This is a genomic window from Bradyrhizobium sp. 40 (genome assembly GCF_023100925.1).
In the GTDB taxonomy this organism is placed as follows: domain Bacteria; phylum Pseudomonadota; class Alphaproteobacteria; order Rhizobiales; family Xanthobacteraceae; genus Bradyrhizobium.
In genome coordinates this window covers 4623109-4648761 of record NZ_CP064688.1, presented here as the reverse complement: position 1 = coordinate 4648761, position 25653 = coordinate 4623109, and the positions used below count along the sequence as shown (strand labels likewise).

Annotated in this window: 16 protein-coding genes; 13 read left to right on the top strand and 3 right to left on the bottom strand. The window is 58.8% G+C overall.

Annotated features, from left to right (window positions below; all coding sequences use genetic code 11):
- Positions 1 to 94: 94 nt before the first annotated feature.
- The gene (locus IVB40_RS22650) at positions 95 to 2101 is read right to left on the bottom strand and encodes a hypothetical protein (protein WP_247816366.1); all 2007 of its coding nucleotides are present in this window, start codon (positions 2099 to 2101) and stop codon (positions 95 to 97) included.
- 67 nt (positions 2102 to 2168) lie between these two features.
- Entirely contained in the window at positions 2169 to 4505 is a 2337-nt protein-coding gene (locus IVB40_RS22645; RefSeq protein WP_247819575.1) for an AAA family ATPase, read from the bottom strand.
- A gap of 350 nt (positions 4506 to 4855) precedes the next feature.
- Between IVB40_RS22645 and rfbC the strand changes: the two genes are divergently transcribed.
- The 9 genes from rfbC (at position 4856) to IVB40_RS22600 (ending at position 20269) form a co-directional block, all read left to right on the top strand.
- On the top strand, positions 4856 to 5413 hold the full coding sequence (rfbC, locus tag IVB40_RS22640; protein WP_247816365.1) for a dTDP-4-dehydrorhamnose 3,5-epimerase: 558 nt from the start codon (positions 4856 to 4858) through the stop codon (positions 5411 to 5413).
- A 28-nt stretch (positions 5414 to 5441) separates the two neighbouring features.
- A complete protein-coding gene (gene rfbB / locus IVB40_RS22635) occupies positions 5442 to 6500 on the top strand; it encodes a dTDP-glucose 4,6-dehydratase (RefSeq protein WP_247816364.1) in 1059 nt (352 codons plus the stop codon).
- Positions 6501 to 6507: 7 nt separating this feature from the next.
- Positions 6508 to 7497, top strand: a complete 990-nt coding sequence (rfbD, locus tag IVB40_RS22630; RefSeq protein WP_247816363.1) for a dTDP-4-dehydrorhamnose reductase — start codon at positions 6508 to 6510, stop codon at positions 7495 to 7497.
- On the top strand, positions 7406 to 8281 hold the full coding sequence (rfbA, locus tag IVB40_RS22625; RefSeq protein ID WP_247816362.1) for a glucose-1-phosphate thymidylyltransferase RfbA: 876 nt from the start codon (positions 7406 to 7408) through the stop codon (positions 8279 to 8281). The genes rfbD and rfbA overlap by 92 nt, the downstream gene beginning before the upstream one ends.
- A 91-nt stretch (positions 8282 to 8372) precedes the next feature.
- Positions 8373 to 15113: a DUF4082 domain-containing protein gene (locus IVB40_RS22620; protein ID WP_247816361.1), complete on the top strand. Its 6741-nt coding sequence runs from the start codon at positions 8373 to 8375 to the stop codon at positions 15111 to 15113.
- A gap of 11 nt (positions 15114 to 15124) precedes the next feature.
- On the top strand, positions 15125 to 15451 hold the full coding sequence (locus IVB40_RS22615; RefSeq protein WP_247816360.1) for a hypothetical protein: 327 nt from the start codon (positions 15125 to 15127) through the stop codon (positions 15449 to 15451).
- Positions 15429 to 17633, top strand: coding sequence for a peptidase domain-containing ABC transporter (locus IVB40_RS22610; protein WP_247816359.1), 2205 nt, complete (start codon positions 15429 to 15431; stop codon positions 17631 to 17633). Before IVB40_RS22615 ends, IVB40_RS22610 begins: the two co-directional genes overlap by 23 nt.
- On the top strand, positions 17630 to 19057 hold the full coding sequence (locus IVB40_RS22605; RefSeq protein ID WP_247816358.1) for an HlyD family type I secretion periplasmic adaptor subunit: 1428 nt from the start codon (positions 17630 to 17632) through the stop codon (positions 19055 to 19057). The genes IVB40_RS22610 and IVB40_RS22605 overlap by 4 nt, the downstream gene beginning before the upstream one ends.
- A 24-nt stretch (positions 19058 to 19081) precedes the next feature.
- Positions 19082 to 20269, top strand: coding sequence for a hypothetical protein (locus IVB40_RS22600; RefSeq protein ID WP_247816357.1), 1188 nt, complete (start codon positions 19082 to 19084; stop codon positions 20267 to 20269).
- Between the two features lies 1 nt (position 20270).
- Here IVB40_RS22600 and IVB40_RS22595 read toward each other — a convergent pair whose 3' ends face one another.
- A complete protein-coding gene (locus IVB40_RS22595; RefSeq protein WP_247816356.1) occupies positions 20271 to 21158 on the bottom strand; it encodes a glycosyltransferase in 888 nt (295 codons plus the stop codon).
- 191 nt (positions 21159 to 21349) lie between these two features.
- On the opposite strand from IVB40_RS22595, the gene IVB40_RS22590 reads away from it, so the two are divergent.
- The 4 genes from IVB40_RS22590 (at position 21350) to IVB40_RS22575 (ending at position 25653) form a co-directional block, all read left to right on the top strand.
- Positions 21350 to 22147: a WecB/TagA/CpsF family glycosyltransferase gene (locus tag IVB40_RS22590; protein WP_247816355.1), complete on the top strand. Its 798-nt coding sequence runs from the start codon at positions 21350 to 21352 to the stop codon at positions 22145 to 22147.
- A 3-nt stretch (positions 22148 to 22150) separates the two neighbouring features.
- On the top strand, positions 22151 to 23275 hold the full coding sequence (gene wecB / locus IVB40_RS22585) for a UDP-N-acetylglucosamine 2-epimerase (non-hydrolyzing) (RefSeq protein ID WP_247816354.1): 1125 nt from the start codon (positions 22151 to 22153) through the stop codon (positions 23273 to 23275).
- A complete protein-coding gene (gene wecC, locus IVB40_RS22580) occupies positions 23268 to 24530 on the top strand; it encodes a UDP-N-acetyl-D-mannosamine dehydrogenase (protein ID WP_247816353.1) in 1263 nt (420 codons plus the stop codon). Before wecB ends, wecC begins: the two co-directional genes overlap by 8 nt.
- Before the next feature lie 61 nt (positions 24531 to 24591).
- Positions 24592 to 25653 carry a Gfo/Idh/MocA family oxidoreductase gene (locus IVB40_RS22575; RefSeq protein ID WP_247816352.1) on the top strand — a complete coding sequence of 354 codons (1062 nt, stop codon included), beginning with the start codon at positions 24592 to 24594 and terminating at the stop codon, positions 25651 to 25653.

Genomic DNA, 25653 nt, shown 5'->3' with positions numbered 1-25653 from the left:
GAGTTAATATTTAATATATTATTAATTAATCCGATTTATCAAGAGAAAAATCCTGGTGTCCGCCATTTAAATATGTCGCACTGCTCAGAGGATCCTATCGAGATCCCTGTCGCGAATTCCGCGCGCGCATGTTGTCGAGGTAGGTCGGATCGAGCTCCGAAATTAAGTTCTCGAGATAGATCTTCCCCTCGGCCGAGGCTGACCGGTACGCGGCCACAAGCGCTGGTCTGATAGCAGGTCGACGCGTAACGACGAGGCTGACGTCCCGCTTGATCAAGTCCCGAAATTCAAGCTCGCGTACCACAGCATCTGTAGCGAGCGCGACGGACAGCCTTAACGGAAGCAGATCCAGATCGTTCGGCGCAGTATAGTACGACATCTTAAGCATGGCTGCCGTCTGGATCGAATTCTGTTTCGGCGCCACCGCGAGCATGAGCCAAATGTCGCCGCGGAGCGGCGACGAGCGCAGCGCGCGGGCAAACGCATTCGACGCTGCCGGAAGTTCCGTTTTTTGCTCGTTCGCGGCGAGAGCCGGATCTCCACGGGATCGTGATTCCCCTCGGATCCAAAGGTCTTCATGCGCTGCCGCGGCCGAAACTGGTTTCGAGATCCCGTTTGGCCATGCTGCTGCGGCCGAAACAGCTGCCGACAAAGAAGACTGACCTCCGAGATACCACCCAGGGAGGACCATCCATATCGTCTGTATGATCAGCGCTATTCCAAGTACCGCCAGAGCAGCGCGCGGCCATAGGCTGACAAACGCTGGCGCGAGCCTTGGACGAGACGCCGGAGCTGGACCGGCCGTCCAGTCCGAAGCCTCTTTCGACTCCAAGGATATGGCCTCACGGCCCGCACCGGAGACGCTTTGACCGAACGCCAGCCCAAAAAGCGCAGCGACCAAAAGCGATGCGCCCAAACCCAGAATTCCATGGTCGGCAAAGGCCAGTGCCGTCAGTGCAATCGAAGCACCGGCGCCCAAGGCGGGGTACACGTAGTCGTAAGCTCGTGACAGAGAACGCCTGATCAGAATACAAGCGCCGAGCATCGCTATTACTACAAGGCCGCAAAGGAACGCCCAGCCCATGTCTATAACCATTGCGGCGGCAGCCGTTGGCCTTTCTCGCGGGGCGCCGATTCCAATGTCCCGATAAAGCGGCAAAAGGACCGTCGAAGCGCCGGCACCGGATCCCGCCGGCCTGACCTCCTGTAGCATCCGTTCTGTCGCGATCTGACTGCTCGTTGACAAGGCGATCGTCACATCGGTGTTCGTCCGAAACGGAATAACCGTTACGCTGGCAATAAAGAATATTGCGGCGGTTGCGAAAACGCCAGCGGTACCCCACAAGCCCAAGAACCACCTGCGAATAACGAACACCGAGAGCAAGATTGCTGATCCGAGGAGGGCGGCGACGACGGCGGTGGAGTTGGTCCGAATGAGCAGCGCGGCCAAGCAGACAATCATTGCGATGGTCGCGGCGGACAGAGCAAGGAGCGGAACTGGCGCAACTGTTCCTGGCCGACTGTGCCGCGCTATTTGATCAGCCGCGCGTATTGCCGTGGCGCAGGAGAGCAAGACGCCGAGCACTGCGACGGTTGAGCCATCGGGCCCGGCGACACCGGCAGTTTCCTTGCCGAACCACATGGCCGTGGCAATCGTGGCTATCGACAGTAGTATATGCAGGACGTGCGCTGCGCGATATCGGTCAAGCGTAATGACCGAAGTGACGAGGGCCGCGGCGAGCACAGCGCAATACTGCGCCAGCGAGAGCATAGTCGCCCCCATATCGACTGTGATTTTTTCGGCGAGGGGCTCGCTTAAGGCCGCCGAAGCAGTTGCCCAGATGGGATTTCCGAGCGTGTCCATAGGCATCGGCACCACCTGTAACGCCATCCAGAGGGCCGGAGCCGCGAGCACAACGACGGGACCAGTCCGGAGCAGCTTAGTGAGCCCGAGGGAGGCGGGCGATGGAAAGATCGCTACAACCAGCGCGGCTGTTGCTAGTATGAAGGATGCCAATCCCAAGCTTTGCAGGCTTTCCGGCATTGCGAGCGCCGCGGTGATCGCCACAAACTCGGCTAACAGGACAAGCCGGATAATCATGTAAACACCATGGTGTGGTGCGGCCACTCCGCTAGCCGGAGAACGTGCAGGCCGCTACGAGACAGCATCAAGAGCCGGAAAGGCCATAACGGATGTAGTGGCTGTCATGATAGTAATAGCTCCGATGGCCGTCATATCGAGCCATTGCCTTGGTATCCGTCTTGCTGAGAACTGCCCCAATCAGCGATTCATGAATGTTGGGTGCCGTGTGCAGTGCGTGCTGCACGACATCTATTTTGGTTCGGCCCCACTCAACGATTAGAATATAGCCGTCTATTAGAGATGAAGTGACTCGGACATCAACTAACGGGGTCAGGGGAGGAAGGTCGACGATGACGTAGTCATAGTCAGCTCGCAGGCGGTCGAACAGCTTGCTTATTGCGTCGGCGCACAGAATCTCGCTGGTGTGAAGCAGAGATCCCCGCCGCACGGCGGGTAGAAATGCAAGGTTCGTCGTGGGATCTCGCCAAATCGTGTCCGCCAGGGATCGGCTGCCGTTTGCAACTTCGATGATTCCGTTGACAGCCTTAGGCGCAAAGATAGCAGAAAGTGAGGGATTCCTGAGGTCGCAATCGATGATGATAGCTTTCTTGCCGGTGTGGCCGATCAATTGCGCGAGCGAGGCTGCAATCGTAGTCTTCCCCTCATTCGGCAGGGCCGAGGTAATCCCGATGACCTGGGAGGAGATTTTGGCCGGATTGTGGTCGATGGCTAGCTTGATGGAGCGAATTGCCTCGGTATACCGAGATAGCGGCATCCCGACCACGGTGCGATGAATTGCCGTTGGAGACGGAACTATCCGTTGTTGAACATCATCATCGGTAAGCTGGGGGCGAACTGGTATCTTCGCGGATTTGCGGGCCGGCAACAATGGGACCAAGGATAGGCAAGGCAATTCCAACACAGTTTCGACTTGTGAGGAGGTACGAAAGACGCGGTCCATGATGTCTCTGAGCAGCGCCAAGCCGACGCCCATCGCGAGGCCGCCGACGATGCCGAGCGCCAGCACCAACGTCGTCTTTGGCTTGCTCTTGCTCGGCGGCGGCGAAGCGGGAAAAAGTACGCGCGTTTCCGAGATGGGGAATGTCTCCTGCTGTGCGGAGCCCATGTAACGCTGCAGGAAAGTCTCGTACAAGCTACGCAAGCCCTTTGCCCGGCTTTCCAAATCCTTGTTGGTTAGCTCGGCAGAATTGACTGAACGGGACTGCGAGACGGCCTTGGACAGTTGCTTTTCGATTTCTTGCTGGCGCTGTTTGGCGAATTCGAATTCGCTTCGGCTGACTTCGGCAAGTCTTTTAACTTCGTCGAAAATGGAGACGCGAAATTCCCGCGCGCGGTTCCGAACATTGACGACTGCCAGGTGGTCGCGACCAACCCTGGCCGTCAACTCGGCCTCACGCCTCAGGAGTTCCAGATACTGCTGGCGCAGCCCAGTAATGATCTGGCTGTTTGTCGCATCGGCCCCGACAGCATCCAAATTGCCCATCGAGGACGGCTTTGTCGGATCGGAGGCAAGAAGAGCTTCATAGCGAGCCAACTTGGCCGTGGCATCAGAGGTCTGGGCGCGTGCGGCAGCCAATCGATTGTTGATTTCTGTGACCTGCTGGTCGTTGATGGGCTTTCCGTCCGAAGAGACGATATTGTTCTGGGCCTTGTAGACGTCGACGGCACGTTGTGCAGCGAGGGCTTGGTCACCGAGATCGCGCAGCCTGTCCTGCAGCCAGCTTGTTGCCCTGCGATTAGCATCGAATTTTGCATTGAGCTGGTCCGCAACATAGGTATTGGCTACCGCGTTGACGATCTCCGCGGCTCGGGCTGCGTTGCTCGAGTTGAAATTGATCTCAATGACGTTGCTGTAGCCGATACGCCCCGCGGAAAGCCGATTGAGAAATGCGTCTACGATAGTGTCCGAAGGTTCGCCATGGGTATCGGATGGGCCATCCTTCTTCGATCCAATCGACGCCCACGACCGAATTCGGTGCCAGAGCGCCTGTAGAGATAGCCCTGTCGCACTAAAGTCCGGATCGTCCGACAGTTTCAACTGGTCGATGACCGCGACCGCAGTGGCCTTTGATCTCAGGAGCTGAAGCTGGGTCTCGATTTGAGTGAGATCGAAAGCCGGCTCTGCAAGGAGTGACTGCTGCTGGACAAATTGGGCCCTTGGATTGGCCAACAGGATCTGAACCTGCGCGGTATAGGTTGGAGACACTAAGCGCAGATAGAGCAGACTGGCCGCAGTCACGAGTGCAGCAGTCACAAGGATCATGAGATATTGGCGTCGTAGAAGCCCGATGCCGAAATTGATGACGTCGCTGATTCCTCCGCTGTCCGTTTGAACGGGTTGGGCCAGCCCGGTCACAGGCAGTCGTACGCTATCCGTGTGTCGAAGATTGTTCTGGAGCATCACGTACCTGTCCGACGGTGGGTCACGTTGGGGCCGCTCGCCCGCAGACCGAGGGGCGCGCAGGCGGTGGGGGATTATATGCATATAAAAATCCGCTTGCCAAATTAAATAAATCATCTATTAATCGAGGCTGAAATTGAAAATGCTGATGGGTCTGTCGTTTCGGCCCGGTGTTGGCAAAATGGAAGGTGCTTCTGAGGGTTACGGTCTAGCCGGTATTTGCATCGAAAATAATGTGAGCGTTTCGAGACGGATCGGCGGGCGGATAATTAAATTCCGTCGAATATTTACTTATGGTCCGTCGCAACGAACCCCGATGGGGAAATTGAGGGCCGGCAGGAGGGTGCCCAATGCTGGAACTGCGACCATTAGCGATCCCTGATGTCAAAGTCCTTCGAACGGATCGGTTTTCCGATGCCCGCGGCTACTTCTGTGAGACCTTTCAGCGATCGGCTTTTGCTGAGAAAGGAATCCTGCACGACTTCGTTCAAGATAATCAGTCCAGCTCGGATCGGGTCGGCACGGTGCGCGGCTTGCATTTTCAGCGACCACCCTTCGGCCAGGCGAAGCTCATACGGGTGTTGAACGGGGCTATTCTCGATATTGCTGTTGATCTCCGGCGTTCATCGCCAAGCTTCGGCAAGCACATCGCCATCCAGTTGGATAGCGAAAGCAGCGAGCAGCTGTTCATTCCGAAGGGATTCGCGCATGGTTTCTGTACGCTGCAGCCCAAGACCGTCGTCTTGTACAAGGTCGACCAAGTCTACGCGCCGAGCCATGACAGCGGCGTCTATTGGGCTGATCCCGCATTGGGGATCAAGTGGCCCGTCACACCGTCAGAGGCTCAGATATCGCCAAAGGACCAGACCCTTCCTGCGCTCAACCAGCTTGCTTGCGTTTTCGAATAGTGGAGATGAAATAGTGGAGATGAGTGGAATGCGTATCCTGGTGACCGGCGGAGCGGGCTTTATCGGTTCTGCTGTGTGTCGCCGTTTGGTGCTGCAGACCAGTGCCGCGGTGGTCAACATCGACAAGTTGACATACGCAGCCGACCTGACTTCGCTGGCGAGCATCGAGGGGCTGGGGTCTTATGCATTCCTGCAGTCCGACATCTGCGATCGAGAGGCTATGGGTCTCGCGTTCGCCGACTACGAGCCGGATGCGATCATACACCTGGCCGCCGAAAGCCACGTCGACCGTTCGATCACCGGACCCGAGGCCTTCGTCAGCACCAATATAGTTGGTACCTACACGCTGTTGGAGGCGGCCAGGACCTACTACGAACGTCTGCCGCTTCCGCGGCGGAAGCAGTTCCGCTTCATCCACGTATCGACAGACGAAGTCTATGGCTCATTGGGGCCGGAGGACTTGTTTCGCGAGGACACGCCCTACAGGCCGAGTTCGCCGTATTCGGCGAGCAAGGCGGCCTCGGACCACCTCGCACTCGCGTGGTTTCGAACCTACGGTCTGCCGGTCATCGTATCGAATTGTTCGAACAATTACGGGCCGTACCAGTTCCCGGAAAAGCTCATCCCGCTGACGATCCTCAATGCGCTCGACCGGAAGCCCCTACCGGTCTATGGCGACGGCCGAAATATTCGCGACTGGCTTCATGTCGATGATCATGCCGCTGGCTTGATAAAACTTCTGTACGAAGGAAGACCGGGCGAGAAGTACAATTTCGGCGGAGATGGCCAGCGATCCAACCTGGAGGTGGTCACCAGGATTTGTGACGTGGTGGATCGGTTATCCCCGGGCGCGGGAGCGAGACGATCTCTCATCAGGTTCGTGCCGGATCGTCCAGGACATGATGCGCGCTATGCGATCGACGCGTCGAAGGCACATCGCGAACTAGGCTGGGAACCGACGAGAACCTTCGAACATGGCTTGGCCGAAACAGTCGGATGGTATCTCGACAATCGTGCATGGTGGCAGCGTGCTCGCTGCGGTGTCTATGACGGCTCGCGTCTGGGCCTGCTCGCTACTCAACATTGAGGTGAAGATGACAGATCGACCCATCCTCATTGCCGGGCGGAACGGTCAGTTGGCAAGGTGTCTTCGTAATCTCGCTGTAATGCGCGGTCTGCCTGCGGTGGCTCTCGGGCACCGAGAACTCGATCTGGAGAACCGCGAAGGGATCGACGAGCTCATCGCATCGATCGCGCCGTCTGCAATCATCAATACGGCCGCTTATACGGCGGTCGATCGGGCCGAATCTGAAGCGGCGAAAGTGTTCAGCATCAACCGCGATGGTGCGGCAACGCTGGCAAATGTCGCTTGGCAGATGAATATTCCACTCATCCATCTCTCGACCGACTATGTGTTCGACGGCGCAAAACTGGATGCGTACGACGAAAGCGACATTCCCGCGCCGTTAAATGTCTACGGCGCGTCGAAGCTTGCCGGCGAAGCTGCTGTATTGGCCGCGCATCCGCTCGCGACCGTGATCAGATGCTCGTGGCTTTACAGCCCCTATGGCAGCAACTTCGTTCGAACGATGTTGCGGTTATGCGAGACGCAGCCCATCGCAAGGGTTGTCCGGGACCAACAGGGAAATCCGACCTACGCATACGACCTCGCGGAGGCCGTCCTTCAGATCGCAGAACGGTCAGTAACAGTCGATCGCAGGGCCGCGGCCGGCATCTTTCATCTCGCCGGTCAAGGCGAGACAAGCTGGCACGACTTTGCGAAGGCAATCTTCGACGAGCTTTCCCGTCGTGGAGCGCGGATTCCGACGCTCGAGGCGATCACGACTGAAGAGTTTCCGACCGCTGCGCGTCGGCCTCGAAACTCGCGCCTAGATTCATCCAAGGCCGAACGCGTGTTCGGAATTCGCCTGGCGTCCTGGCGCCATTCACTCGAAGCCTGTCTTGACCAGCTGGTCGAAGAAGGAGACACCGATGCTGAAGGGAATCGTGCTGGCTGGCGGCAGCGGAACGCGCCTCTATCCGATCACGCGCGTGGTCAGCAAGCAGTTGCTCCCGATCTATGACAAGCCGATGATCTATTATCCCCTGTCGACGCTGATGTTGGCAGGGATCCGCGAAATTCTGATTATTACCACGCCGTCAGACCGGTGCCAGTTCGAGCGGTTGCTGGGGGACGGCAGCCAATGGGGCATTCGGCTCAGCTACGCGGAACAGACCCGTCCTGCCGGTCTCGCGGACGCCTTCATTGTTGGTGCCGATTTCATCGGAAGCGATCGTGTGGCGATGGTGCTTGGCGACAATATCTTCTTCGGCGATGGTTTGAGTGAACTGCTGGCCCGGGCGGCGGGACGTGAGGAAGGCGCCACGGTCTTCGCGTATCATGTGCGCGATCCGGAACGATATGGCGTCGTGGCGTTTGACGAGGCGGATCGTCCGATACGGATCGAGGAGAAGCCGAGCAAGCCAGCGTCGAATTGGGCGATCACCGGTCTTTACTTCTTCGATAATCGCGTTGTCCGCTACGCTCGTCGCGTTGAACCGTCGCCGCGCGGCGAGCTTGAGATCACCGATCTGCAAATGCGCTACCTTTCAGCCGACGCGCTCCATGTCGAACGCATGGGGCGGGGGTTTGCCTGGCTGGATACCGGCACGGTCGAGTCGCTCATCGATGCTGGGACGTTCGTGCAGACCCTCGAAAAGCGGCAGGGAATGAAGATCGCCTGTCTTGAGGAGGTCGCCTTCAGACTCGGCTTCATCAATCGTGATCAACTTCTCTCGCTGGCCGAGTCGCTGCAGAAGAGCGGGTATGGCAGGTATCTCAACGAAATCTTGCAGTTTCATCGTTAAATTAAATGCTAAAATAAATGGATTGAAATTGCGGTCGATTTAATTATTAATTGAATCGCGTTCTGCTTATGCTGATTTCGAGAGGCTGACCATGCTGAATCAAAGGTCGAGCGTCTTCTATCGAGGAGCAAGGCCTCTCCTCTCGGAAGAAAGTGACTTCAACCCGACGATCCCAAGCCTGGAGCGACCGCCCTTCTGGGCCGCGACCTGGAGCAGCAATCTGCCGGCGTGGCAGCCGCTCTGGATTCCGCCCCGCGCAGACCTGCCAAGTGGGAGCTCGAATGTCGGGGCCGAGGTAAGTGTGGGCACAAGTCAAATTGCAAGTTCCTGGCAGCTGACCGCTATCGGCGGTGTGCGCGGTCACGCTGCCGCAGCATTGCAGACAACATTCTCTGCCCAGCCGTCCGGCGCGACTCGTTGGATCAATGCGAGCGGCGGCTATTGGAATGTTGCTGCGAACTGGAGTGCCGGCGTTCCGGATATCGCGTCGACGGCGTTCATCGATGCGCCGGGATCCTATGTTGTTGCAACCGCAGGCAATGTCGACATAGGCAGGCTGGTTGTCGATGCAGAGGCGGCAGTCTCGCTCGCGGCCGGAAGCTCATTCGTCGTAGAGGGCCATGCGACAAACAACGGGAACATCACGCTCGGATCCTTGGGCGGAGATCGCGCAGCTGCGGCAGATTTTAAGGGAGACGTCCGCGGATCGGGGGTCTTCGCGATTTCCGACAGGGCAACTCTCGAGATCGGAGGGGCGGTCTCTGGGCAAGTCTTGAGTGGATCATTTTCCGGAATAACCGTCTCGTTCGAGACGGAAGCCGGCAGTCTCATCCTCGGTCACTCCGCCCAATTCCACGGTCTGATCGGAAGTTCATCGCCGGATCGACCGCTTTCGGCTGGCAATCTCATTGATCTCCGGGATTTTTCCTTCACGTCAACGATGTCGGCGTCGGTTCATTACGACAGCAGCTCAAACATCAGCACAGTCGATTTCGGCAACGGGGCCGGCAACGTCACGTTGCTGTTCTCTGGAAATGACCCGAACTGGACGTTTGCAAGCGACGGGCAGGGCGGCACCATTGTTGCGGACCCAGCTGCAACGAACCCCATCGTGCTGGAAAATCAGAAACAAGGCACGCCGCAAAGCATCTGGCAGATCAACGCTGGCGCAGACTCAACGAAGGTCCAGGGCTTCACGACGGCGATAAGTACCAATATCGGCGGCACCGTTCAGTTCAAGATCAACAACCAGACCGGCGCGCCGAACTACCATGTCGATATCTATCGGCTTGGTTACTACGGCGGCAACGGTGCTCGACTGATTACGAGCTTGCAGCATCAGGCTGCAACATCGGTTGTGCAACCGACCCCGTTAAAGGACGCGTCCACGGGTCTCGTGGACGCCGGCAACTGGAGCGTGACTGATTCCTGGACCGTTCCGACGACCGCTGTGTCAGGCGTCTACATTGCCAATGTCATTGACGGTACGCAGGTTTTCCAAATTCCGTTTGTCGTCCGTAGCGATGCGTCAACTAGCGCAATCGTGTTCCAGACAGCTGACCAAACCTGGGAGGCATATAACCCTTGGGGCGGGGCCAATCTCTACACTGGCAACGGACCTGGCGTGAACGGTTCCGCTTACGCCGTGAGCTACAATCGTCCTATCACCACGCGTGATGGGGGGCTCGAGGGCACCTCCAATGACATGGTGTTCTCGGCGGAATTTCCGGCGATCTACTGGCTTGAGCAAAACGGATACGACGTCTCCTACATTTCGGGCATCGACGCGGCAACCAACGGATCGCTGCTGTTGAATCATCAGATCTATATGGAGGTCGGTCACGACGAGTACTGGACCGATAGCCAGGTCTCCAACGTCCAGGCCGCCGGTCACGCTGGCGTCAATCTGACGTTTCTGAGCGGAAACGAAGTGTATTGGCAGACGAGGCTTGCAGCCAGCATCGATCCCAGTCACACGGCAAACCGCACCTTGATCACGTACAAGGACACTCATGCCAATCAGTTGATCGACCCAACAGGGACGGCGACGGGAACATTTATGGACGCGCGTTTTGCGTCAACCGGAGGCATGTCAGGCATTCCCTCCAACGCACTGACCGGCACTGTCTTTCAGGTGGACGGGGATTCCTACGGCACGATCAAGATTCCGTATGGAATGACGCAGTTGAGGCTCTGGCGTAACGCGCCGATCGCGGGGACGGCGCAAGGCCAAACTGCATCGCTGACACCGAACCTGTTGGGCTACGAATGGGATTCGTCGCCGGATAACGGCTTCCGTCCGGCTGGACTGGTGGATGTCTCGTCGACCACTCTCCAAACCACAAAATACCTACTTGACTACGGCAATACGACGGGCAGCGGTACCGCAACCCACAACTTGGTGGAATTTCGTGATCCTGTGAGCGGCGCTCTCGTCTTTAGCGCCGGCACCGTGTTCTGGTCCTGGGGTCTTGCATCGGATCACGACCAGTACAACTTGGCGCCGGCGACTCCGACTGATCCGAACGTCCAGCAGGCCATGGTCAATCTGTTTGCGGACATGGGCGTGCAACCCGCGACGTTGCAGGCAAGTCTGGTGATTGCCGCCCAATCGACCGATCATACGGGACCGACCTCGACCATCACAAATCTCTCCTCCGCAAGCGTCGTGGAAGGCCAATCTATCACTGTGACCGGGACGGCAAGCGACTCCGGGGGGGTGATCGGTGGTGTCGAAATTTCAAGCGACGGCGGCAGCACCTGGCATCCGGCCAGCAGCACCGCCGGAACGTCGAATGTTACCTGGACCTATACATTTGCGGCCGGCGCGCCGGGACAGTTGAAGATCCGGAGCAGGGCGGTCGATGATAGCTTGAACCTCGAAGTGCCTGGTACGGGCATTGCTTACACAGTGACGCCGTCGTCGAACCTGACGATCTTCAGTCCCTCGGACACGCCGGCCGTTGTCAACACTCCCGACGCGGGCGCTCTGGAGCTGGGTGTCAAGTTCGTTGCCGCGGCTTCGGGCGATATCACCGGCATCCGGTTCTATAAGAGCACCCAGAACACGGGAACGCATCTCGGCGATCTCTGGACGGCGAACGGGACGCTGCTTGCAAGCGCAACATTCACCAACGAAACGGGGAGTGGCTGGCAACAGGTCAATTTCACGACCCCGGTGCATGTACAGGCCGGGGCGACCTATATCGCATCATACCATACGAACACCGGTCACTATTCCACCACCGACTTCTACTTCGACAATGCAGGGCACACCAACGGTTCATTGACAGCGACGGGCGGCGGCCTGAACGGCGTCTTCGCTTACGGGACAGGACCACTTTTCCCCAACAGCATCTCGATGGCAAAGGGAGACAATTACTGGGTTGATGTCGTCTTCAGGGACAACAGCCAGCTGCCGCAGGCCAATAACGACAGCGGGTTCACGGTCACGGAAAACGGGACGCTGAACATCGCGGCATCGGCGCTGCTTGCCAATGACACGGATCCCGCCGGCCTATCGTTTTCGATCAGCGGCGTGAGCAATCCGGCCAATGGCACCGTAAGCTACAACGTCCAGACTCAGACGGTGACGTTCACCCCGATCGCGAATTACGCGGGAGCGGCACAGTTCGCTTACACGATCACCGACTCCGGTGGCGCCAGTGGAACAGGGCAGGTGTTTCTCAACGTCAACTATCCGATATCTGCCCAGAGCCTGTTTGGCACCAACGACACGCCGAGCGTGACCAATTCGGGTGATACAAGCTCCGTCGAGGTGGGCGTCAAGTTCAGCGCCTCGGTCAATGGGACGATAACCGGCCTGCGCTTCTACAAAGGCTCGTTGAACACGGGTACCCACGTCGCGCATCTCTGGACTGCGACGGGAACGCTGCTGGGCACAGCGACCTTCAGCGGCGAGACCGCCAGCGGCTGGCAGCAGGTAAGTTTTTCGAGCCCGATAGCCATTACCGCGGGCACGACATATGTCGCTTCCTACCACACCAACGGCAATTATTCGGACACTCAGAGCTATTTCACAACGTCGATTACCAATGGCCAGCTGAGCGCCCCCGCCACGGGAAATGGCATCTATAGCTACGGAACCGGAACCGTATTCCCGACCAACGTCTTCAAGTCGACCAACTACTTCGTCGACGTGGTCTTCAACGGATCCTCCAGCACCAACAGACCGCCGACGGCAGTCGCTGATACGGGCGACGCCACGGAGAAAGGCGGCCTCGCCAACGGCACCGGCGGCTCGCCCGCTACGGGAAACGTACTGACCAATGACACTGATCCAGATTCCGGTGACACCAAGACGGTGACTGCGGTCAGCTTCGGCTCGACCTCCGGCACGCTGGGCTCGGCTCTGAATGGGGCGCACGGCAGTCTGGTGCTCAATGCCACGGGAGCCTTCACTTATACCGTCAACGAAGCCGATCCCGCCGTGCAGGCCCTACGGCTTGCGACCAACACGCTGACCGACACCTTCAATTACACGATGCGCGACGCCGCCGGCGCGACATCGTCCACGACACTCGCGATCACCGTTCACGGCGCCAATGACGCACCGGTGCTGGCGGTCCAGACCGGCAACCAAACGGCAACGGTTGGTTCGGCCTTCTCGCTGACGCTGCCCGCCGGCACCTTCACTGACGTCGATTCCGGCGATTCGCTCGCCTACACGGCAACCGCCGCCGATGGCTCGCCACTGCCTGGCTGGTTGAGTTTTAACGCAACGAACCGGACCTTCAGCGGCACGCCGGCGTCTGGCGATGTCGGCACGCTCAGCGTAAAGTCAACCGTGACCGATCTCGGCAGCCTCGCCGCCAGCGAGACGTTCAGTATAGCCGTGACGACGACGCCGAACGCGCCGCCGACAGCGGTCGCCGATACGGGCGACGCCACGGAGAAAGGCGGCCTCGCCAACGGCACCGGCGGCTCGCCCGCTACGGGAAACGTACTGACCAATGACACTGATCCAGATTCCGGTGACACCAAGACGGTGACTGCGGTCAACTTCGGCTCGACCTCCGGCACGCTGGGCTCGGCTCTGAATGGGGCGCACGGCAGTCTGGTGCTCAATGCCACGGGAGCCTTCACTTATACCGTCAACGAAGCCGATCCCGCCGTGCAGGCCCTACGGCTTGCGACCAACACGCTGACCGACACCTTCAATTACACGATGCGCGACGCCGCCGGCGCGACATCGTCCACGACACTCGCGATCACCGTTCACGGCGCCAATGACGCACCGGTGCTGGCGGTCCAGACCGGCAACCAAACGGCAACGGTTGGTTCGGCCTTCTCGCTGACGCTGCCCGCCGGCACCTTCACTGACGTCGATTCCGGCGATTCGCTCGCCTACACGGCAACCGCCGCCGATGGCTCGCCACTGCCTGGCTGGTTGAGTTTTAACGCAACGAACCGGACCTTCAGCGGCACGCCGGCGTCTGGCGATGTCGGCACGCTCAGCGTAAAGTCAACCGTGACCGATCTCGGCAGCCTCGCCGCCAGCGAGACGTTCAATGTTGCGGTGAGCACAGCGCCCTCGACGGTCAGTTTGTTCTCGAGCGCCGATACGCCGTCAGTGCTATCGACGTCTGACACGTCGCAAGTCAATCTTGGCGTGCGGTTTACGTCCTCGGCGGCCGGCACCATTTCCGCCATCAAGTACTACAAGAGTGCGAATGATACCGGCACTCACGCCGGCTCGCTGTGGAGTAGCACAGGCACGCTCCTGGCGACTGCAACCTTCTCCAACGAGACCAGCAGCGGTTGGCAAACCGTCATATTCAGCAGCCCGGTCTCGATCGCGGCCGGGACCACCTATGTCGCAAGCTTCCACAGCAACGGCCACTATGCCGATACGCCCAACGACTTCACCACGGCTCAATCGAATGGCCCGCTTACGGCCCCCGCGAGCAACAATGGTGTCTACACCTACGGGTCAGGAAATCTGTTTCCCACCAGCACGTTCGCCGCCACCAATTACTGGGTCGACGTCGTGTTCAACAATTCGAGCGGCGGCACGAACCAGCCCCCGATCGCCAATAACGACAGTGGCTTCAATGCGACCGAAAACGTACCCCTCAGCATTTCCGGTTCGACGCTTCTAGCAAACGATACCGATCCGAATGGGGATGCTCTAACGATCACGGGCGTCAGTGGGGCCGTCAATGGTATAGTCGGTTTCAGTTCTCAGAACAACACTGTGACGTTCACGCCAGCCAACGGATACACCGGGCCGGCTTCCTTCAACTACGCCATGGCAGATGGCCGGGGCGGCACCGCAAGCGCGAGGGTGGACGTGACCGTTCATGCGCCGTCAGCGAGCACTGTGAGCCTGTTCAGCGCGAATCCAACGCCCAGTGTGGTTACAGTGAATGATCCGAATTCCGTGGAGCTGGGCATGAAGTTCCTGGCGTCCAGCTCGGGCGACATCGTCGGTCTGCGCTTCTACAAGGGGCCATCCAACACGGGAACGCACGTCGCCGATCTCTGGAGCAGCACAGGGACTTTGCTGGCCACCGCCACCTTTTCCAACGAGGCGGCGAGCGGCTGGCAGCAGGTCAGTTTCAGTACGCCGGTGACGATAGCAGCGGGCACGACCTATATCGCCGCCTATCACACTGCGGGAAATTACTCGGCAGATCCCAATCTGTTTGCCAGTTCGGTAACCAACGGACCATTGACAGCCCCATCATCCGCGTCCAGCGGGGGGAACGGCGTCTATGCGTACGGATCTGGAAGCCTCTTCCCCACCAACACCTTTAACGCGACGAGCTACGCGGTGGACGTCGTCTTCAGGCCACAGCTCGCAGCATAGGGAGAGTCGGAATGCATACGGAGCTCTATACCGACGGGATTGACGAGGTCACAATTGGCGGGGCGATCGTGCGGGTGGACTTGGTCAGTCTCTCGCCCACGGAACGTGACGCCAACAATGCGCCAAAGAAGGTGTTTCGGCAAAGGCTGATCTTTTCGGCGGAGTCGTTCGCGAACTCCGTCGAGGTAATGCAAAACGCGCTTCAGGGTCTCGTGGATGCCGGCGTCGTCCAGCGCAATCGGCCAAAAGCGCCGACTGCAGCGCCTGCGCGGGTGGAGCCTGCGTCATCTGTTTCGGACAGCTCACGATCTCCAAATGTCTCAGCCAACTTCCGTTGAAATCGAGCGGTGTGAACCAGCACCGCTCTCGTCTGAGGACGAGCCGCGTTGGGCCGCTCAAACCGCCCTTGAATGCCTGTCGAGGGTCGCCACCCATCACGGTATCGATCTGCCGTCGGACCGTTTGCGGCATGCTTATGCCGTCGATGATGCCGGCATCTCGACCGACCTCTTGCTGCGCATGGCGCATGAGGCCGGGCTTCGCGCCCAGGCGACGCAGCTCGATTGGAAGGCGCTGTGTCGGCTCGGCGAAGCCTATCCGGCTCTTGTTCAGCTCTCGAATCAGAACTGCGTTCTTGTTGTCGAGGCCGGGCCGGAACGCGATGCCGTAGCTGTCTTCGATCCCTTGGCTGAACGGACGGACGAGCCGCTGCTTGTCGATGCTGAACGGTTTTGTGCCCGATGGCTCGGAAAGGCGATCTTGTTCAAGCGCGAGAGTCGTTCAACACAGGGCCCTAGGACCTTTGGATTGCGCTGGTTCGTACCCGAAATGCTCCGGGAATGGCGCTTGCTCTCTGACGTTGCGATCGCCGCCGTCTTCCTGTATGCGCTCGGCCTCGCGCTTCCAATCTTCTTTCAACTCGTGATCGACAAGGTTCTTGTCCACGAGAGTCTCACGACGCTCTACGTACTCTCGGCTGGCGCGATTATCGCGCTCTGCTTCGATGCCATATTCAGCTTCTTGCGTCGTTACCTGCTGCTTTATGCCACGAACAAGATCGACATCCGGGTTGCGACCAAAACGTTCCGGCATCTTTTGGGGCTTCCGGTAACCTTCTTCGAGCATATCTCGGCCGGTGTGCTGGTGAAGCACATGCAGCAGGCCGGGCGAATTCGCGAGTTTCTGACCGGTCGACTGTTCCTGACCGCATTGGACGCGCTTTCGCTGTTCGTCTTCCTGCCTGTCCTCGCGCTCTACAGCGTTAAGCTGACATGCGTCGTCCTGGCCTTTACCGCCATCAGCGGCAGCGTGATTGTGATTTTGATGGGACCGTTCCGACGACGGCTCTACCAGCTCTACCAAGCCGAAGCCGGCCGCCAGGCTCTTCTGGTCGAGACGGTGCACGGAATGCGCACGGTGAAGTCTTTGGCCATGGAGCCCAACCAGAACAGGGCATGGGACGATCGCTGCGCGCAATCGGTATCGATGCGTTTCGGGGTTGAAAAGATCTCGGCGGGCGCGCAGGCATTGACCGGTTTTCTCGAGAAGATGATGACGCTCGGTATCGTGGCCCTGGGCGCGCTGGACGTCTTCGGTGGCCAGATGACGATCGGCGCACTGGTCGCCTTCAACATGCTGGCGGGACGCGTCTCGGGGCCGCTGGTTCAGATGGTGACCATGGTTCACGAGTATCAGGAGGTCGCGCTGGCGGTTAAGATGCTGGGCGAGGTCATGAATAAGCAGCCGGAACGGGACGGTCATCGCGACGGGCTGCGTCCCGATTTGGTCGGCCAGATCGAGTTTGAAAACGTGACCTTCCGCTATGGCGAGGGAGCGCCGGCGCTGGACGACGTCTCGTTTACGATCGCTCCCGGTTCGGTCTTTGGGATTGTCGGTCGCAGCGGCTCAGGCAAGACGACGCTGACGCGACTGATCGCGGGAATGTATCCGGTGCAGCAGGGATTACTACGGATCGACGGCCATGATTCGCGCGAGATTGATCTTACCCACCTGCGGCGGAATCTCGGGGTCGTGCTCCAGGACAATTTCCTGTTCCGGGGCACCGTGCGCGAAAACATCGCTTGCGTGAAGCGTGACGCGACGTTCGACGAAGTTGTCAGGGCGGCCCAGCTCGCCGGCGCCGACGAGTTCATAGAGCGGCTGCCGAGGGGATTCGATACCATGCTCGAGGAGCAGGCATCGAACCTGTCGGGCGGGCAAAAGCAGCGGCTTGCGATCGCCCGCGCCTTGATCGTCAACCCGCGCATTCTGATCCTCGATGAAGCGACCAGCGCGCTGGACTCCGAGAGCGAAGCGATCATCCGGCGCAATCTGCGGCGTATCGCAGAGGGACGGACCGTCATCATCGTATCGCACCGGCTTTCGATGCTGTCGGATGCGAGCCAGATTCTGGTCATCGACCGTGGACGAATCGTCGATGTGGATCGTCACGACGGCCTGCTGTCGAAGTGCACCATCTACAGGCATCTCTGGAATCAGCAGACGAGGCAGGTCGCATGACCGGTGCCGAGAAAAGCAGGGCGGAGGGGAGCTCCGGCAGATCGGGGCCTTCGACCGTCTCGCGGAAGCGGCGAGGGCTGTCGAGGCCCGCGTCGACGGCATCTCGCGTAGTTGCGGAATTTCAGTCCGACGCTGCCGAGATCGAGCAGGGAACGCCACCGCGCGGAGGACGGATCACGCTCTATTGTGTCGTCGCCCTGATCGCGACCGCGATCGCGTTCGCGTGCGTGTCGCGTGTCGACATGATTGTGACGGCACAGGGCAAACTGATCACCACACGTCCCAACCTGGTCGTCCAGCCGTTGGAAACATCGGTCATTCGGGACATTCGCGTTAAGGCCGGCGATCCGGTTAATCGCGGCGATGTCCTTGCGATCCTCGATCCGACATTTTCTCAGGCCGACCTTGATCAACTGCGCAGCCGCCTGGCGGGTTTCGACGCCTCCATCGACCGGGTCCGGGCGGAATTGGACGGCGTTGAGTACGTCCTCGAGGAGTCCGCGAATGCCGATCAGGCGCTGCAGCGAAAGGTATTTCTCCAGAGAAGGACGGCTTACGATCTTCAGATCCAGAACTACGACGCGCAGATTGCGTCCGCTCAGGCCAATCTGAAGACGGCCCAGGATGAGGAATTCGTTCTGACCCAGCGGCTGGAGACCATGCAGTCCATTGAGGCCATGCGAAATGTGTTGATGGCGAAGGAGGTCGGTTCAAGACTGAACTTCCTGCTGTCCCGGGACGCGCGGCTGGAGGTTGAAAGCAATCTGGCGCGTGTTCGTGGCGCCATTGTCGACAACATGCATCGTTTGGACAAGGCCCGTGCAGACCAAAAGGTCTTCGCTGCAGAGTTTCGCCGTACTGCCTATCAGGAGCTCGTGGAGACGTTGCCCAAGCGTAACGGCGCCGCGGAGGAGCTCAAGAAGACGGAGCTTCGCCGGCAATTGATCGTGCTGCACGCACCGGCTGATGCGGTGGTACTTGAAATTGCCAATCGGACGGTGGGTTCGGTAATTCGCGAGGCCGAGACATTTTTTGTATTGGTCCCTCGCGACGAGACGCTCCGGGCGGAGGTCAACGTCGAAGGCAGGGATATCGGACAGCTGACGGTCGGGCAGGCCGTACGAATCAAGTTTGAAGCATTTCCGTTCCAGAAGTACGGCACGGCAACTGGTGAGATTGGGGTCATCAGCCAGGACTCATTCTCGCCAGACGCGAAGGCCGAAGGTGCGCGCCGCCCGTCAGTTCCCTTTTATCGCGTACTGATCGATTTGCGCGACATGCATCTTCGGCTGCCGCCGGAACGCGTTCAGTTCATGCCAGGTATGGCGGTCACCGCCGAAATAAAGCTCGGAAAGCGGACGGTGATTTCCTATTTCCTCTATCCCTTGCTTCGCGGATTGGATGAAAGCATCCGGGAATACTGACCCGATTGACTATGGTGTAGTGCGATGATGATCGGTCCCAATTTTGGTGTGAAGCTGGCAGTGCCGGCCGCGGCGAACAGGCCGTCCCTCAACTCACCGCTGATAAACTATGCGCTCAAGGGCCTAGAACGCTGCTGGTTGCCCGGGGAGCGCCGTTGGTCGCACATTTATCACCTCGACGGACGTGCTTCCCCAAACGAGTCGATACCGCATAGTGACGTGTTTTATACCCTCAATGTCCTGCTTGGGATGTCGCGGGTCGTGGAACGTCCGATCGGTATCGATATCCCAGAGATATTCCATCGAAATGTCATGCAGCTCACCGCACTTCCAGTGCGCAAATATGCCTTTGGCATGGCCTTGTGGGCCGCCGCCGAGCTCGACCTTCCGATTCCGGAGCAGGTGACGGGCGAGGTGAAAGGAATACTTTCGGATGAGTCGCGGTGGAGTACGTTTCGGGCGCAGGATCTGGGCATGCTGCTGACGGGAGTCGTTGCTCAGGCAAGGGCAGGTAACAGGGAGTGGACGTGCTTCGCCGCCCCGCTCTTCCGTTTCCTGAAGGAGCGTTTCCATAGCGAGTCAGGACTGTTCTTCGATGCGCCGTGTGGTTTTCGACGCCGTTTCGCGTCATTTGCGACCCAGACCTATCTCTCCATCGCCTGCTATCAGTATGGCGAATTCCTTGGCGATGCGTCTGCGCTTGTCATGGCCGATACTTGTGTGCGCGATCTCATAGCGGTCCAGGGGCCACAAGGCGAATGGCCCTGGTTTTTCGACGCGCTGAGCGGCCGCGTCCTTGATTTCTACGAAGTATATTCAGTCCATCAGTATGGAATGGCCCCGGCGCTGCTGGAATGGGCAGAGCGCTTTGGGCGGCGAGAAACGCGGGACGCCTTGATCAAGGGATTCAACTGGGTACTTGGTCACAACCAGCTAGGCCGGACCATGCTCGTGCCTGAACTAGGCCTGACCATCCGTTCGCAGGTACGCAAGCATGAATTGAAGACCAAGGCGCCGCGGGTGTTGCGCGCGGTCAAGAACGTCTGGCGCGACAAGGGGGGGACGCTGATCGACAACGCGAACGTGGGTGTTCGGCTTGAGTGCCGCAGCTACGAACTCGGTTGGATTCTGTGGTCATTCGGTCGGCGTACCGGCTTGCCGGAACTGACGCACAACCACGTCTTTGCCGTGGAACCTGCTGAACTGGCGTGAACTAACGGTTCCAAGCCATTGCTCGCCGCCCGCCCAGGTGCGAAAGCATCGTCATGGCACGATGTGCTCGGACAGCACACAGAACGGCGATAGCCTTGAGACGGGGGCTGCCGCCATGTAGGCGGTCGCTGGTTAGTATCGTAACAGCGCCTGGAGCAAGTGATGCCAGGACCAGCAAAGCCTGCGCAATCCAACGCAATTGCCATGCTGGATTACCTTCAGCCATGTTGCGATAGTGTGCGATTTGTCGATCCCATTTTGCATAGAGCTCCCGAAGGGAGCTCCGGGCTGGATGGAAGACGATCATGTCGGGGATGTACCGAAATCGGAGTCCGGCACGTAGTGCACGCTGCCCCCACTCCATGTCTTCCGCAACATCGATGCCAGCGAAAGGGCCGACGCGATCGAAATCGCGACGAAGCACTGCCATATTGCCTGTGCCGGAATAACCGTGGCGCTCGATATAGAGCTTGAAGCGGTAAGCGAAGACGGTCTCATAAGCTGCAACGGCATTAAGACTCTCATTCTCCGCCGTCCAGATGCGAACGTCGCCCCCGAGGACCGTGTCCGGCGGCGACGAGCGCGACCATTGCACTATGGTGTGCAGCCAATCCGGATGCGCCCTGCAATCCGCATCGATGAAGGCGAGCATCTCACCTCTCGCAATCGTCACGCCGGCATTGCGCGCTGGACCGGGACCGGGCTCCGATTCATGCAGCAAAGATACGCCGGGATGTCGAGCAACGACGTCCGTTGGGGGCGTTGCCGAGCCGTTGTCCACCACGATGACCTCGAACGAGTGCCGACTCAGGGTCTGTGCATCCAGGCTACGCAAACAGGATTCCAGCGCGTCAGGCTGGTTGAGGTGGGGAATAATGACCGAAATCATCGTTTAATTCTCTATTTAATTTCTGTTCCGTTCGCCGCTTGCCTCATCTGCCCGGCAGCTTTCATTCTCCGCAGCGTGTGGCCAAGTTCGATCATTTAAACCTTGCAATTAAATATCCCGCTGCGTATTATCTCTATAATAATCTTAAATGCAAACTTAAATGGGATCTGATTTTCTGGGAGTAGGTTCCAATGCGCGCATCATTTCTGGGATGCCCCGTCGACTTCCTGACAATGGCTGAAACCGTCGAATTGGCGCGCGGGGCCATGCGTAGCCGTCAGCGGTTGCAACATGTGGCGCTGAACGTCGCCAAATTCGTCAATATGCGATCCGATTCCGTGCTTGCGGCCGATGTCGCCAACAGCGATGTCGTTGGCATCGACGGCATGGGAATTCTCTGGGGCGCCCGAGCGCTCGGGCTTCCGGCGACGTCGCGGGTCGCGGGCGTGGATCTGCTTGCCGAGTTGCTTGCGGTATGTGCGCACGAGGGCTTCAAGCCCTATTTCCTGGGAGCCACTCCCGTCGTACTACAACAAGCTGTGCAAGTGGCGCGCGGGAGGTATCCTTCACTTGCCTTTGCGGGCTGGCACGACGGCTACTTCAAACCCGAGCAAGAGAATGACGTCGTCCGGGACATCCAATCCAGCGCGGCTGATTGTCTTTTCATCGGCATGCCGACACCCCGGAAAGAGCGCTTTCTCGCCGCCCATCGCGATGATCTCGGCGTACCCTTCATCATGGGCGTGGGTGGTGCGTTCGATGTTCTAGCAGGCATTGTTCGGCGCGCGCCGGTACAGATGCAGCGGCTCGGGCTCGAATGGCTGTACCGCATCTATCAGGAGCCTGGACGGATGTGGTGGCGATACGCCACGACGAACACACTGTTTGCGGGCGTCTTGGCGCAGGCCCTCATCAAGCAGGCCCTTCGGTACTGGCTTGGTGCGCCCGGCGTCGTCGTTCCGCCGGGTCCCAGCCGGATCGGAGGGTAAGGCGTGCGCAAGCATTTTTTCATCCTTCTGGGAACCCGGCCGGAAGCAATCAAGCTTTTTCCAGTCATCAACCTGCTCAAGGCCGAAAAGAGCAAGGACATTTCCGTGACGATCTGTGCGACCGCACAGCACCGGCAACTGCTTGATCAGGTCCTCAAGCTGGCAAAAGTGGTCCCGGATTTTGATCTAAACGTCATGACGACCAATCAGACGCTGGATCATCTGACCGCGCGGCTGCTCGGACAAATTGGCGAACTTCTGGAGAAGTTGAAGCCCACCAGGGTCATTGTCCAAGGCGACACGGCGACTGCCATGACGGGTGCACTGGCATCCTATTACCACCGTATACCGGTCTCGCACATCGAGGCCGGGCTACGCAGCGGTGACATCTTCGCGCCATGGCCCGAAGAGGTAAACCGCAAGATCGTCGGCTCGATCGCCGATCAACATTTTGCCCCGACAGAGCGCGCGGCGCGCGCGTTGCGTTCTGAAAACGTCGCGGATGACCGCATTCACGTTACCGGAAACACGGTGGTGGACGCTCTCATCCTCGCCAAAGCCATGGTCGAATCCGACCCAGGACTGTCGTGCCGCTGGGATGGCATCAAGAAGCGTCACGGCAATCGGCGCATCATCCTGGTGACCTGCCATCGCAGGGAAAATTTCGGCGGCGGGGTCCTTAACATCGTGAACGCGCTGGAGACCATCCTGCAACGGGAGGATGTCGCTGTGGTGCTCCCCGTGCATCCGAATCCGAATGTCCGTGACGTGTTTGCGTCTCGGTTTTCGGACCACCCGCGGGTCGTACTTATTTCTCCTCAGGAATACACTGATTTTGTGAGCCTGCTCTCGCTATCTTATCTGGTCCTGACAGATTCAGGCGGCGTACAGGAGGAAGCACCGACTTTCGGAAAGCCGGTGCTGGTGATGCGGGAGACGACCGAGCGTCCTGAGGGGGTGGAAGCGGGAACGGCACGCCTGGTCGGTGCGAACTACGAGAGGATCGTTGCGGAGACATTTCGCCTGCTCGACGATGACGAGACCTATGCTGCCATGTCGCGTTCGCACAATCCGTTTGGTGACGGGCACGCGAGCGAGCGGATCGTGAAGGTTCTTCTCGATGCATGAATTCCAAAAAATCAATGTCCTAGGACTTGGCTATATCGGTCTGCCGACCGCAGCGCTTATTGCGAGTCGAGGTCTGCAGGTGGTTGGCATCGATACCAATGAGCGCATCGTCGACACCGTTGCGTCTGGCAAAATTCATATCGCCGAGCCCGATCTGGACGGCCTCGTCTCCAAGGTCGTGTCGAGTGGTACGCTCACCACGTCCAAAACGCCGCAGCCGGCCGACGTTTTCATCATCGCGGTGCCGACGCCCATCGATCGCGAGAACCGTCCGGACCTGTCGAGCGTGAATGCGGCCGTCGACAGTATCGTAGATCTCCTCGCGCCAGGCAATCTTGTTATTCTCGAATCGACATCGCCCATCGGAACCACCGAAGCTATCGCAAAGCGGATCGTTGAACGCAGGCCAGAGTTGCACATAGGCGTCAACGGCAAGGAGGATGGAGCGATTTACGTGGCCTACTGTCCCGAACGCGTGTTGCCGGGACGGATTTTGACCGAGCTTATCAACAACGACAGGTGCATCGGCGGGATTACGCCAACCTGCACGCGGCGTGCTCAACGGTTCTACAAAATGTTCGTTCGCGGCGCTTGCGTCGGTACAACGGCGCGCGCGGCCGAGCTGGTGAAGCTGACGGAAAACGCCTTCCGCGATACCAACATAGCATTTGCCAATGAACTCTCGCTGATTTGCGACAGGTTCGACATCAACGTCTGGGAGGTGATTGACATCGCCAACCGTCACCCTCGCGTAAACGTATTGCGGCCGGGGCCAGGTGTTGGCGGGCACTGTATTGCGGTAGACCCCTGGTTCATCATCGATTCTGCGCCGGACCTCGCACGTGTGATGCGAATAAGTCGGGAAGTGAACAATGCCAAAACACAGAAGATCATCGAGCGCGCAGAGGCGCTGATCGACGATCATCCATATGCGAACGTTGCTTGTTGCGGATTGACCTTCAAGGCCAATGTCGACGACTTGCGTGAAAGCCCGGCCATGGAGATAGCCACGCATCTCGCGGCGAAATACGGCGAACGGATTAAGGTTGTCGAGCCGAACTTGCGCCGTCTGCCTCCTCGGCTGGCGGATCATCGTGTCGCATTCGTGAGTATCGAGGAAGCCCTGCGCAGTTGCGAGATCGCGCTTCTCCTCGTCGATCATGATGAGTTCAAAATGGTGCCGCTGGCAGAGCGGCGGCACCTCGACGTCATCGATACGCGAGGCATATGGCAGGATATGCCGGCGCGGACATAATGCTGCCGCTCGCTCGACAGGCGACGGTGAGTGAAATTCGCGGAAGGAATTCGAGGAAAGCATGAACAGCAGCCAATTGGGAATCGGCGTAGTGGGGTACGGCTATTGGGGGCCGAACCTTGTCCGTAGTTTTTCAGGCAATTCATCGGCGCGGGTCGTGTGCGTGAGCGATCTCGATTCGAGCAAGCTTGCTGCGAGCAAGCGGCTTTATCCGGGGGTGGAGACGACGTCCTGCTATGAGGACCTGCTGAAAGACCCAGCCGTCGATGCGATCGCCATCGCTACACCAGTGCACACTCACTATGAGCTGGCAATGGCTGCACTTAAGGCCGGCAAGCATGTGTTGGTCGAGAAGCCGCTTGCGCAAAGTGCGGATAGGGTTCGGCGCCTGATTGACGAGGCCGATCGGCGCGGATTGACGCTGATGGTCGATCACACCTTTCTCTACACGCCGGCGGTCCAGAAGATCCGAGAGCTCCTATCGAAGAAGGAGATCGGAGACATCTACTACTATGACAGCACGCGCTCGAGCCTCGGCCTGTTCCAGAAGGACGTGAATGTGATCTGGGATCTGGCGGTGCACGATATTTCGATCATCCACTATATTCTCGACGAGGAGCCGGTTGCGGTGTCGGCAACGGGCTCGTGTCACGTCGCCGGTTCTCCGGAAAACATGGCGCATATCACGTTGTTCTTCGCCAGCGCCTGCGTGGCGCACGTGAGCGTCAATTGGTTGTCGCCGGTCAAGGTGCGCCAGACGTTCATTGGCGGGAGCAAGAAGATGATCGTCTACGACGATGTCGAGCCGACCGAAAAGATCAAGGTCTATGACAGGGGGATAACTCTTGATACTCCGACTGAAAATGCCCATGAATTCCGTATTGGATATCGAGCTGGCGACATGTGGGCTCCTCACATTTCCACGAAAGAGGCGCTGCAGACCGAGGTCGAGCACTTCATCGATTGCGTCCACAATGGCGTGCGGCCAATTTCCAGCGGCCTGTCCGCATTGCAGGTGATTGAGGTGCTGGAGGCGGCGTCGCGCTCGATAGCCGCGCAGGGGAAACCAGTCCTCCTCAAGCAACCGCATCAGGTCCGGGAGCGCGCCCGGGCCACGGTCTAA